The sequence below is a fragment of the Bacillus sp. TH13 genome (assembly GCF_016651175.1).
Taxonomy (GTDB): domain Bacteria; phylum Bacillota; class Bacilli; order Bacillales; family Bacillaceae_G; genus Bacillus_A; species Bacillus_A thuringiensis_S.
The window spans coordinates 1-12,238 of sequence record NZ_JAEKEJ010000015.1; the positions used below are offsets into that span (position 1 = coordinate 1).

Below are 12,238 nucleotides of genomic sequence, written 5' to 3' on the forward strand. Positions count from 1 at the left end.
CCTAGCTCAGACTCTACTTGTACGACGTTTAGTGAAGTAAGTGGTGCTGCTGGTCCGGCTGAAGCTTCTGTTGCCATTCCTAATCCGACGAACGCTGTGATTGCTAACGATGAAATCGCTAGTGCTGCTTTTTTAAACATAAAAAACATCCCCTTCCATCTATTGTTTTCTCTTTCATTTTCAATATAATCCTAATAACCTTATATGTAAATGGATTGTAGCTGTATAAATATTAGTGCGAATATTCTATTATATATTTCTACAATTCTATTACTCAATATGAATGATTTACAGTGTAAAACGAAATACACATTACAAATTGATTCTATTATTTTCATTATTAGCTAGCGTATAGCGAATTTAAACCCTATGAACCATTGTTGCTATTTTTTTAGTTCATAAACAGATGCCTATATTTCTTGTTACTATATAATAATGTTACACCAAACTGATATCAGTACACATAGAAACAATAAAAGAGAGCATATTTTAAAAGATTTATTAAAACATGCTCTCTTTTATTAATTTGAATGAATCTTTCAGTAAAAAAGTACATTGATTTGTATCCTTTATGTAACAAAAATAATCGTTTTAAAAATCTTGTTTTTATGCTTTTTTCTATTATTCTTAAAGATAATTTATTGAATATTCTTATTGTACTCTAATTGATTTTGAATTCCTGATCTATCAATTTGAATCCAATACTCTGAAATTTTCCCGTTTTCTATTCTATACACTGCACTTGCTATTTGAATTATAGGGAGGCCTGTAGGTTCATACCCATCTATTTCTCCTATGTGTGTACCTACTTGCTTCCAGCGTACATATACTTTACTATCTTGTACTAATAATTCTTGAATTTCTAATGAAAAGTTTCCATATATTCCTATCATCTCTCTTACATGCTCAGCATAATCTTTTGGCGATCTGTATACTGTTTGTTCCTCTTCAGATATAACTTGATGTGCCAATACTTTATCTGCCATATATCGATTTGAAAAATCCGGATTACTCCCTGAACGCACTTCTTTAAAGAAATTTCTAATAATTATTTCCGGTTTCATTAAACATCCCCCTTAAAAATAAATCCAATTCTAATATCACCTGAATATATCGGATAAGTGTTATAATTCTCATCCTCACTCTTTCTTAATAAACATGTCAAGTTTGTAGTGTTGACATTAAAAATTGTAAATTTGCTTAGGATTTGCTGAGCATTGATTTAAACATGCAATGTTTCATGTTTAAATCAATATATAATGATGTATAATAAATAAGAACTAATCAACATTTTTCGTTTAAGATAGTCTATCCATCTCTTACTACCTAATGACCTCAAATAAACGCTATTCAAGTCATGTTAAGAGGTACCAAAGACGCCCATATGGGCATCTTTGTTGTAAAAACACCTTATAGTATGTAAGGTGTTTTCTTATTTACTATATCTGGAATACCTCTATTTGAATAGTAAAATGTGGCTTAAATTTTACCTCGATTGTTTTGTTTTCTACACCGCCTTGAACATATAAGGAGTTACTACGAGTATAGATTCGTTTTGCCGATTTCATCTCGGCTTCAAAGATACATTTATTTTCATAAGACATATACAATGAAACAGTTTCCACGTAATTCTTGTTATGAACGAATATCGGAATTTTTGAAGGTTTCAATGAGGCTGGTGAAGCTATCACTGGCATGACCAGTCTTCATGCCGCGCCTGAAGACTTCCAAAACAGTTGCTGGCAAAGCGATGTCGATGCCGGCTTCTTGGGTAGTATGAACAACGTGTTCAACGCTCGCCAAGCCCATTGCGAGTCTGTCCACGTCACCAGGGTGCTCCCCCTCGTCGAGACGCGGGGTATAGAACTCTACGAATTTCGGCAGTGACGACATCATCGCCGAAGCGTATGGTAGGAATTGCTCCGCCGTAATGCCGTTTGCGTTAGCGATTGCAAGAGCATGTAGGTAACTCAGCATTGCTGTCCAGAATATATCCATCTGTATCTGATAGTATAGCATGGCTAATCCGGGGTCCTCGCCCCGGTAATCGGTACTTGTTAACACTTTCAAGGTCTCCCTGTGAGCCTCGAAGACCACTCGATCACCACTATAGTATGTGTAAGATTCCGACTTACCTATGCCTGACGGTGGAACTTGCACCCCTCCAGTAATATGCCAGGCTCCACGGTCTTCCAACCATTTAGCCGCCTTACGAGCTTTCTCCGGAGTATCCGAACTCAAGTTAACGAGCACCTTACCGAATAAGTTCTCAGAGACGGGTTCAAGAATAGAGTACATCACATTGTAATCTGTAAGGCTAAGGATTACCAACTCGTTAGCAGCTAACGCCTCGTTGACCGTGGACACCCTGATGGCTCCTTTTGCTACAAGCTGGTCTGCTTTACTTGAAGTCCGGTTCCACACGGTCAACGAGTACCCGTATTCCAGAAAAACGTCTGCCATCGCCTGACCCATCGGCCCTAACCCTATGACTGTTACTGATTTTCGGTTCCCAACCGCGTTTGTAGTTTCAGAACCATTTTTCTCATTTTGGCTATTACTTTTCAATGAAAAAACCCCTTTCAGATGAAATTAAGTAAATCATAAAGGATTACACTAGTGTCAATGTCAACACAAACAAAAATGGCCCCGGAGCAATTTATCATGCTCGGGACCATTTCTACATTAAACAGTTCTCTTTTTCCTAATCGTTAAAGCGATTTGCCTCTCCAGTAATCTCTTTAATCCATGAAGTGCTTCGATTTGATAATTCACATTACTTAGCTTTTTTTCATACGTTTCCAGCATCTCTTCGCAATATTGATATTCGTCAGGATTTGCCGCTTCGCTCTTGAACAATACTTTAATCTCATCTGCTGTTAATCCAAGCTTCAAGTATAACTGAATCGCTTTGACTCGTTCTATGGCCGATTCGTCGAAATCCCGGTAATCGTTCTCCAACCTATCGGCGTTTAGAAGTCCTTTATTGTCATAATGCCGGATGGATCGTATGCTGACATTGGTCAATCGTGCTAGTTCGCTTATTTTCACTCCTAACAAGCCTCCTTGCATGCTCATAATAAATTGATTATACAACGGCGATTTTCCATTATTATTTGCTCTAAATGAACTTGTAGTATTTGTAAAATACAGTTTTTCATAAAAGGAACTTAAAGAAACTCTAACATAACAAACAGTTCACAATGGAGTTTGTGAATTTTTCCCGAAAATATCCTTTATTTGTGATACAAATCCTGGTTCTAGATTTTGAACTACCCTCCATGATTTATATACACAGTTTATGGACATATTTCTAGCTAAAACGGACGAAAAACTCACCCATATGAGAATATTTTAGGTGTTGTTTACGAGTATACTGTATTAAGAGGGCAAAAAACTGTATAATTTTTAGAACTAGCCAGTGCTTATTTATCATGCACATTTATAAGAAAATACTCCTTTTTTAAATGCTTTTATTTTAGTAAACGAAAGCCTTTTTTAATTCTGTTCTTAAGTTAATGGCTATGTAAGGTGACCCCTATTATAAAAGTACGACATTAATACTTCTTTTGATTGATATAATGTATAATAGCGTCATATAAAAATTCAGCTAAGTCTTCATTACTAAATTGATTTATATAATTTTTAAATCGATTATCAAATTTATACGTATTTGCAATACATGTCAACATTTCAGAATCACATACAATAGATTGTTCGAGATAACTTTTCCACTCTACAATTAATTGCTGTACTTCATCGGAAGTAGGTGATTGATGAATATAGGAAGCAATTTTTCTAAACACCCTTTCCATTTTTTGTTCGAATTCGTGAAATAAGTCCGCTTTTTCACTAGGAGAGAGTTCTTTCAGTTTCTCCTCAAATTCTTTGTATTTTTCTGTTTCTCCATAGATGAATTTCGCTTCATGAGCATATTGTTCTTGTAATGGCAAAATAGATGAATTATTAAAAATATTTAAATTGTAGATATCCTTTCCTGATACATACTCATCCACCGCAGTAATAACTGTTTCTAAATGTTGTTTTTTTAACAATAAAGTTTGGTTATGCTTTTTTAATAATTGTAGCTGTTCTTCTCTTGTAAGTTTCAAAACTTCCGCAATTTCCTTTAGAGAAAAGTCCATTTCTTTAAAAAATAGTATCATTTGAAGTCTTGCTAAACTGTTCTTATCATAGAGTCGATAACCATTTTCCGTTAAGTAAATTGGCTTTAATAAATTTATTTTATCGTAGTATTGTAAGGTTCTTTTTGTTATGCCTGTAATTTGCACAATATCTTTAACCGTTAAAAATTGTTTCTTCATCCCAAAATTCCTTTATTTCATCTAGTATTTGATTGGCAGGAGTTATTGTGGCTTCAAAGATATTTTTACCTGTTTTTTCTAAATAATATTTAATTAAATAGTATCCACAGGCATAACCAGCAGCATAAGGCATATCGACTGGTATATAGTTTTGAAGTTTTGCTAATTCATCACCATAAAGATACGGTGCAATTTTATCAAATCCTGTTAATTGTAATTGATCCTTGAGCACGGGTTTGATACGTCTATTAAGCATTTCCATAGTTGTTTTCGATACCCAAGGTCCGAGTAGATCTTCCCCAAAAATAGAAGTAGCAAAATTTTCTGCTAAACCTTCACTAACAATTAATTCACCTAAAGTAACAGTATGGTCCCACTGAATAAATTGATATCGAACATTATGATTACATTCATGTGCTAAAGCAGCTTTCATTCGAGGGATTGTGTATTCATTTGGCAAAAATGTACACAAAATATAACCAGGAATACCTCCATCACCACTATACCCTTCATTTAACATTAATGAAGGACTATTGGGATTCCCTAATAGAATCGTGAATACGTAATCAGATACACGAAGGTTCACATCATACTCTCTAAATAAATGAAGGCTTTTCCTAACAGCTTCTTTACACTCAGACCAAAAAGAATCTGACGAAATCAATTCTAGTTCTGGTGTAATCTCATTTGTAATCTGATTAGGAGAAATGCTCATTATATTATTCAATGTAATAACATCAAAACCATTTGGCTCCTCAGCTTTAAAAGGAACATATTGAATTTCCCATTTCCCCATAAACGGAGCCAACATTTCTTTCCTGTATAACTCAACCTTTTCCTCTTTTGGAGCTTGTAAAATTTTTCGGTATATTCTATCTGACCGTAATGATTTTATATTCATTTCTTTCACTCCTTATTTAATATAGTTAAAATTATGCACTATGACGTTGCGTTATAGTCAAGTGAGTTAACTAAAAATATAGCAAGAGAATGGGATTAGGTGTTTTTTTAATATTAATAGGACACTTTCATTTTTAATTACCTTGGCTTAGTTTGGATGTTAAACATATTTAAAAATATCTCCAAGCCGACTTTTAAACAACCTTATTGGGGTCCCATCACATGCCTATCAAGAATTGATTTTATGAAGATAAAAGAAAAGATTTTAGGTTCTGGTGCAAACCTTCAAAATATCTGCAGTACCTCCCCATACTTGGACATACTGATACTAGTACTCTAAAAAAAGACATGTTAAGTGTGGAAAAGCAAAATCTATTCAAGTGGAAACATTATCAACCTGATATTATTTTATTAACCATAAAATGGTGCCTAAGTACAGCCTCAGTTTTCGGGATTTAATCGAATGGTAGAAATTCATTTTGTTCATAAGCCTTATTCCATTAAATGGGGCCTTTAGTGGAGAAACTTTATTGCTACCCAGCAGTTCCTTAATTCGCCTTACAGTGCAGATCTTCTTTTCACTATAAAAACATCCTTTTAGATAAACTGATTCAAAGGGGCAAAACGTCGCGACTTTATTTCAAATTTAGATAAAACCTAATAATAAACCCTCCCTTGTACTAATGCTCATGGATAGATAAGCCGATACGACCGAAGTAATAATAAATAGCATCCAAAGGGGATTGTCTTGTATATGTTCAAAGCCTTCATGGATCAGATCTTATCCGAGAATGCAAAGTATACCTATAGTTTGTACAAAGAAAAGAATACGGATATTTTGTAGATTCCATAGTACAAGTCTTTCAATTACTGCTAGGTTAAGGGGAACCATCGATTTCTAAGCTCGCTGGAGATATGCCGGGATCCAATTTAATTTTAATTAAAGTAAAACCCGTGAATTATTCACGGGTTTTACTTTAATAACTAATTGCTATTGTACCTTGACCTGCATGAACCGCAAATGAAATTGGTAAAGGATATAATTTGAAATCCATTTCAGGAAATGCTTGTCTAATATCTGCAATCCATTCTTCAGCTCCAGCTTTATCGTTAGCATGGAACATGTGAAGTACTTTTGGTAATTCTTTTTCAAGTTCATTTTTAATATATTCTCGACATTTTTGGATTTTACGAACTTTCTTTTCAAGTAAAAGCTCTCCACCTTTTACTTCTAATATTAAGTTGACACTTAATAAACTTCCAAGTAAAAATTGAACTCCCTTTACACGTCCACTTGCATAAAGGCCTTTTAAACTTTTCGGGAATACGTGGAAAGGTCTTCTTTTTTCATCTACTAATGTTTTGTGTATATCTTGTAAAGTCATACCATCATTGTATAACGATTTCGCTTTTCTAATTAGTTCATCCATTGGATAACTTGTTGTTTCACTGTCCAATACCGTTAATGGAAAACCTGCCATTTCTGCAGCTAACTTCATATTTTGATAGGTTCCACTTACTTTTCCGCTAATAGCAACTGCAAATCCTTCTTCATATTCTTCTTTGCATTTTGTAAATAACTCTACCATTTCCCCAATATTAGGTTGTGAAGTAGTGACTGTTTTACCTTCGTTTAACGCATTATAAACACGTTCACGTACACCTTCTTCACAATCTTTGTACGAAATTCCATCAATAATAACTTCGATTGGGATAACAAAGTTATCTCCTTCTGTTTTAAAATTCGCAGTTGTACTATCAGTAATCCAAGCAACACGCTTCATGTTGTTCCTCCCTTAATTCAATTCCTCTTTTCTAATTTTTCTATATATTTATGTTATAAAAAGAGAATATCCCTGTAATAGTAACAGGACTTTATTGTTTTGGCTATAGTAGATGTATATTAAATGTGACTATTCCTTGTCTATTCCACAAATAAAAAAGAAAATCAAGGAATTTGCTCGATTTTCTTCTTATTCATATACTATTTAAAAGTTTCATTATCTAAAATTACAACATAATCATTCGTTAATCTTCCTGCCTCTTTTGTATAACTAACAAGCCTTTGTATATTATCACAGCAAATTTTCGCTCCCCATACGAGTAACGGTACGCCGATAAAGTCGATGTGGAACCTTCTAGAAAATAGACCACCAAAAGTCATTGGTAAAGGCACTGTTGGTGATGTATTAGAAAAAATAATTTTATCATGACTTTGATAATGTTTTTGCAAGATTTCTCCTAAATGCTTCATCGCAGGTACAACAACTTTTGATGCACCACATCCAATCGTATATACTGGATTACCATGTTCGTCTATGCCATGAAAAATAATTTTCCCCATATCTTCTGTTTTTAATTTATTAAAGTAATCTACATTCAAAATCTCTTCTTTCGTTAACTTCCGATCCGTTGGTAATTTATTTAAATGATACGCTGCAGCTAGTGAAGTTGTATGTGTGCCACCAAAATCTGTGTAAATGTATATCATATTATCATCCCTTGTTGTAAAAGTTCAATGTTATTTAGTATTACCGTTCGCAACAATGTTAAACAAAGGATGCATGTATTTACGCTTTTTGTATTAATTCATTATATTTTTTCAAAATATAATATCGTCTACTAATCACAGTACCTACTGTAATACATAAAAAGGCATTTGTTACAACCATTAATGTCTGGTGCGTACTACCCGAAAACATACTTTGTTTAATTATAATTTTTGCTCCTAAAATAACAAGAAGGATTATTGTACTTACCCAATTTCCTTTTCGTAGTACATGACCTGTTTCACTATCTACTCGAAATGTTAAAGCTCTTCCTCGTATAATTCCAAGACCTAAGCCGATTCCAAACATTACAACAAACAGTAGTCCTTGCAACAAAGTTATTTGTCCCATATGAATAATGGACTGGATTGTTACAAAGCACAACAAAGCCGGAATGAGCCAAATACGGTTTATTTTCACTTTTCGTTCTTTACTTTGCATCAAAACAATAATAAGAACAACAAGTAGAATATCCATTTAGAATCCTCCTATAAACTTGTTTATCTTTAAAAATTATATTCTCCGCTTTTCATTCCATACTTGAAATACGATAGCTACTTTCCAATTGTAAGATGGGGAATGTGATTCCTCATCAGCCTTAAGCATTATTTTTAAAAATAAAAAGACATATGAGTAAAAAATACATCTTCAATAATTTTATTAATATAATCATAACCTCGTTTGAATTTTTATTTATCAACTAATGTAACACCTTTAGAATTAGTTTTATCTAACACTCGAATGTTACATTTAGTAGCTATTTTTAAAAAGATTTTATAAATACAATATCCCAAAATAGAACCTAGAACGTTACAGATTACATCATCAATATCAATAACACGTGCCCATCCACTAAATAAAGACTCAATTAATTGTAGCAATTCAATACTAACTGATATAGCAAATCCTAATAAAATAGTATTTTTGAATTTCGTATATTTACCCCATAAGATTGGTGCTAAAAATCCTAAAGGCATTAATAATAAAATATTCCCGCCTACATTTCTTACAATTAGACCAATCATAAACAGGGCATCCCCATCATAAGCACTACCAATTTGATTGATATCTTTAATAATTGATGTAAATGGTATTATATTGACCGAGCGTTTCAGATTTTCAATATTAGAAGGAAAACCGATTGGTAAAGGGAATAAAGTTACTGCAGCAACCATACAAATGTAGACCACGAATAAAAAACTAATTATTTCATTCCACCAAATCACATGTTTTTTATTTTTGGTACCAATTAATATTCCACGTACAATTAAATAACAAATAACCGCTAAAATAATAAACAAACTACCGTTGATCATATACAAATTACTAACACATCCTTTCATATGAATTAACAATTAAAATTTACAACTATATAGTAATGTTTTTTAATTTAAAAATCCATATATTAATATGTAATTATGCAGAATTACAAGAACCCTTTATTTACCAAATAAAGGGTTCTTCATTAACTAAAATATTTTCAAAACAGAAACAGTCATGAACCCGTTTAAATTGTTTTCGTATCTCTTCTTTAATATCCACATAATTACAGAGCTCTTTCTATTTCTGTCATTAATTTTTCGGGTCCTGCCCCTTTATTCGATGGAATAACTAAAGTAATTCCTAATTCTGGATATACGACCGAACGAAAACTGACGCCTGGATCATATCCCATTACATGATATTTGAATATTTTGTTTTCTCTTGTTTCAATCCATATTCCATAACCGTAAGACTGTTTATTATTTATTTGAATGTGAGGAGTTAAAAGTAACTTTGTATATTCCTTTCCTAAAATTTCATTATTAAATAGTGCCGCCCAAAATTTCAACATATCTGTTGCAGTAACATATGCACCTCCATCAGCACCTCCTTTTATTGGTATAGAGTAGGTGTTTGTTCTCCAATTTTGGTTAGTTTCATCCTTTATATATCCTAGTGCTGTATGTCTTGGTAATCTATCTAAAGAAAAATAGCCAGAATCATTCATACCAATTGGATTAAATATGTTCTTTTCTATATACTCCGTAAATTTAAGTCCCGTCTGTTCTTCTATTATTAATCCAAGTATGATAAAACCTGCATTGTTGTAGTGAAACTTACTTCCAGGTGTAAACATCATATTACTGTTTTGGAATAATGGTAAAAAGTCTTTTAAGCCCTTTAATAGATACATAGGTGTTTGTTTCCAAAGATTTTCGAAGTTATCCATAATACTTTCATCAAAATAATCTGGTATACCAGCGCTATGCGTTAGTAGTTGATGTATTGTAATATCTTCATCGAAGTTTGGAAATTTTATCTCTAGACAATCTTTTAATTTTGTATGAAAAGAAATAAAACCTTTTTCAACAAGTTGACAGATGCCAATTGCAGTGAAAATTTTACATCCTGAGGCAATGCCGAATCTTGTTTGTATCGTATTGTTGATACATTCACTTTGGTTTGCGTAACCCAATGCTTTTTCATAGATTAAGTCTTTTTCTTTTTTTACTAAAACTACCCCAGAGAAATCTATTTTCTTTTGTATTTCTTTTACAATTTTATTAATTTCATCTTTTGTTTTTATCACGACAACCACCCTTGTCTTTCGATATTGTTCTTTCCCCTTATTGATTTTTCCATATAAAGGGGAAAGAACCCTCTTATTGAATACGATAAATTGTTAATGAGAACACAAAGTTCATTTCGAATTTATCCCGCATTAACAGGCAGTAAGACCCCCACCTCAAAATTCAGTGGAAGCAAAGAAGTTAAGTGGGGGATCAACTGCCCGTAAAAGCCCGATTGGTGAGGGCTAATAATCAGCGGGGATGAACAAAACCCCCACTGATTAAAGTTTCACTTTATTGATTCAGTAGAATACAACTTAGATTGCGATGGGAATAAAGTAAACACACACAATACGATAGTGATAAATAACATTATTAATGACCCTACAATAACTACAAGTTGTATAGAAATGAACTGAGTCGCAACACCAGATAATATTGTAATAAAAATTGTTACTAACGCAATAATAAGCCCATATATACTCCCGATCCGTCCCATCATATGAACAGGGATGTTATTTTGGTAAAATGTATAAAATCCTGTATTTGCATATGCCATCGAAAAAGATAAAATAAAGAATCCAATAGCAGCTATTAAAAATACATTTGAAAAAGCATAAATTAAATAACCAATTGAGATGAATAATGATCCTATTCCAATTAGAAATGAAGGTGCTAATTTCTTTGACAAGATTGTATTTGTTATGGCACCTAATATATAGCCTGCACCAGCTATACTAACTAGAAAACCGTATTCACTATCTGTTAGTAGTAATACCTCTTTCGCAAACGATAGTTCAAGTGAATCAGTAGCAGTTGCTAATACGAACATACTTTGAAATAAGAAATACACACATACGACATACACATGTTTTCTACTAAAATTTATAACAGTGCTCCAATCTTCTTTTAATACTGTAAGGGATAATGTATTACTAGTTGTATCCGAATCTTTTTTCTTATCAAGGTTGGGTAAAAGTAATGTAATTAATCCTGATAAGAGAAATGCTATAGCATTCATATATATAGCAAATTCTGGTGTACCCGCAATTAATAATCCTCCCGCTACTGCTGGTCCAATTAGTGATGCACCAGATCCTATTAAACTACGTAGTGAGTTGAAACGTTGTCTTCGCTCTACTGGAATTAATTTCGTCATATACGTCATAGCAGTTGGCTCATAAATTGCACTGGCCATACTTATAAAGAATACGAATACATAAACAATCCAAAGTGACGGAAGAAAAGGTAAAATAGCGATCAATAACGCACGATATATATCGAGGTGAATCATTAACTTCCGTTTATTTAAACGATCAATCATACTCCCAGACCAAGCGTTTGTAAATAAAGTGGCTAATGGTTTTATTACATATAAAGTAGCAACAGCTAAAGCTGAGCCGCCCATATTATAGACAAGTACATTCAGTGCTATTAAGTAAACCCATGCCCCTAAATTCGCAATACCAACTCCGGACAATAGTAGTAAAGGATATTTCCAATCTTTAAGTAAGTTTTTCATTTTTGGCCCCCGCTTTCCAAATTGTTTTACAACAATAAAAAAATCCCACCCCCAAGACTTTTAATCTTAGGGACGAGATTTATCATCGCGGTGCCACCCTAGTTTGTTAATATGTCACCATACTAACCTTATCAGGTACTGCATTCTAATTCATGCTTATACCATAGCTCTATAACGGGAGCTCCCGTCACACCACCCCCTTCATAACAGGTTCCGGTGTACTGCTCAGAGGCTTGATTCAATAAAGAATTTTTACTCCTTTTCAGCTAAATGGAGCTCTCTGTGAAAAATTCATTTTATTTACTATTCTCTTCACTGCATTTGGTTTTTTCCATATTATCACAATTGATTTTAACTGTAAATAAAAAATAATCAGATATTTAACAATGT

11 protein-coding genes, 3 pseudogenes and 1 other annotated feature are annotated in these 12,238 nt (G+C 33.1%); of the genes and pseudogenes, 1 reads left to right on the forward strand and 13 read right to left on the reverse strand.

From position 1 onward, the window contains the following. The 7 genes and pseudogenes from JFU02_RS03920 to JFU02_RS03945 all read right to left on the reverse strand — a co-directional run. Window positions 1-140: pseudogene (locus JFU02_RS03920) on the reverse strand (DUF4879 domain-containing protein); the annotation flags it as partial. Window positions 141-638: 498 nt separating this feature from the next. Next, complete coding sequence (locus JFU02_RS03925; RefSeq protein WP_000801679.1) at window positions 639-1,064, reverse strand: ester cyclase; 426 nt, start codon at window positions 1,062-1,064, stop codon at window positions 639-641. 375 nt (window positions 1,065-1,439) lie between these two features. Beyond that, a pseudogene (locus tag JFU02_RS32555) lies at window positions 1,440-1,628 on the reverse strand (hypothetical protein); the annotation flags it as partial. Window positions 1,629-1,635: 7 nt separating this feature from the next. Then, a complete protein-coding gene (locus JFU02_RS03930; RefSeq protein WP_097820505.1) occupies window positions 1,636-2,568 on the reverse strand; it encodes an NAD(P)-dependent oxidoreductase in 933 nt (310 codons plus the stop codon). Window positions 2,569-2,685: 117 nt separating this feature from the next. Then, complete coding sequence (locus tag JFU02_RS03935; protein WP_000703056.1) at window positions 2,686-3,051, reverse strand: MerR family transcriptional regulator; 366 nt, start codon at window positions 3,049-3,051, stop codon at window positions 2,686-2,688. A 506-nt stretch (window positions 3,052-3,557) separates the two neighbouring features. Further along, on the reverse strand, window positions 3,558-4,325 hold the full coding sequence (locus JFU02_RS03940) for a MerR family transcriptional regulator (protein WP_097820506.1): 768 nt from the start codon (window positions 4,323-4,325) through the stop codon (window positions 3,558-3,560). Next, window positions 4,300-5,226, reverse strand: a complete 927-nt coding sequence (locus JFU02_RS03945; protein ID WP_001022649.1) for a DUF2268 domain-containing putative Zn-dependent protease — start codon at window positions 5,224-5,226, stop codon at window positions 4,300-4,302. Before JFU02_RS03945 ends, JFU02_RS03940 begins: the two co-directional genes overlap by 26 nt. 356 nt (window positions 5,227-5,582) lie before the next feature. Between JFU02_RS03945 and JFU02_RS03950 the strand changes: the two are divergent. Continuing rightward, window positions 5,583-5,689 (forward strand): annotated as a pseudogene (locus JFU02_RS03950) (IS6 family transposase); the annotation flags it as partial. Between the two features lie 513 nt (window positions 5,690-6,202). Here the strand turns inward: JFU02_RS03950 and JFU02_RS03955 are convergent. From JFU02_RS03955 to JFU02_RS03980, 6 genes are all read right to left on the reverse strand, one after another. Further along, entirely contained in the window at window positions 6,203-7,009 is an 807-nt protein-coding gene (locus tag JFU02_RS03955; protein WP_086406234.1) for a DegV family protein, read from the reverse strand. 200 nt (window positions 7,010-7,209) lie between these two features. Beyond that, on the reverse strand, window positions 7,210-7,716 hold the full coding sequence (locus tag JFU02_RS03960; protein ID WP_000639422.1) for a DUF3189 family protein: 507 nt from the start codon (window positions 7,714-7,716) through the stop codon (window positions 7,210-7,212). A gap of 79 nt (window positions 7,717-7,795) precedes the next feature. Next, the gene (locus JFU02_RS03965) at window positions 7,796-8,251 is read right to left on the reverse strand and encodes a CcdC protein domain-containing protein (protein WP_086406233.1); all 456 of its coding nucleotides are present in this window, start codon (window positions 8,249-8,251) and stop codon (window positions 7,796-7,798) included. A gap of 212 nt (window positions 8,252-8,463) precedes the next feature. Further along, on the reverse strand, window positions 8,464-9,096 hold the full coding sequence (locus JFU02_RS03970) for a VanZ family protein (protein WP_140337741.1): 633 nt from the start codon (window positions 9,094-9,096) through the stop codon (window positions 8,464-8,466). A gap of 224 nt (window positions 9,097-9,320) precedes the next feature. After that, the gene (locus JFU02_RS03975) at window positions 9,321-10,346 is read right to left on the reverse strand and encodes a serine hydrolase domain-containing protein (protein WP_142307722.1); all 1,026 of its coding nucleotides are present in this window, start codon (window positions 10,344-10,346) and stop codon (window positions 9,321-9,323) included. 269 nt (window positions 10,347-10,615) lie between these two features. Next, window positions 10,616-11,848 (reverse strand): MFS transporter, encoded by a 1,233-nt coding sequence (locus tag JFU02_RS03980; RefSeq protein ID WP_097820508.1) that lies wholly within the window; start codon window positions 11,846-11,848, stop codon window positions 10,616-10,618. Window positions 11,849-11,913: 65 nt separating this feature from the next. Beyond that, window positions 11,914-12,173: a binding site (T-box leader), on the reverse strand. Window positions 12,174-12,238 lie beyond the last annotated feature (65 nt).

Excerpts from the sequence above, each read along its gene's own strand:
- JFU02_RS03945 (WP_001022649.1), bottom strand. The coding sequence starts at position 5,226 with ATGAATATAAAATCATTACGGTCAGATAGAATATACCGAAAAATTTTA.
- JFU02_RS03980 (WP_097820508.1), bottom strand. The coding sequence starts at position 11,848 with ATGAAAAACTTACTTAAAGATTGGAAATATCCTTTACTACTATTGTCC.
- JFU02_RS03965 (WP_086406233.1), bottom strand. The coding sequence starts at position 8,251 with ATGGATATTCTACTTGTTGTTCTTATTATTGTTTTGATGCAAAGTAAA.
- JFU02_RS03940 (WP_097820506.1), bottom strand. The coding sequence starts at position 4,325 with ATGAAGAAACAATTTTTAACGGTTAAAGATATTGTGCAAATTACAGGC.
- JFU02_RS03955 (WP_086406234.1), bottom strand. The coding sequence starts at position 7,009 with ATGAAGCGTGTTGCTTGGATTACTGATAGTACAACTGCGAATTTTAAA.
- JFU02_RS03925 (WP_000801679.1), bottom strand. The coding sequence starts at position 1,064 with ATGAAACCGGAAATAATTATTAGAAATTTCTTTAAAGAAGTGCGTTCA.
- JFU02_RS03960 (WP_000639422.1), bottom strand. The coding sequence starts at position 7,716 with ATGATATACATTTACACAGATTTTGGTGGCACACATACAACTTCACTA.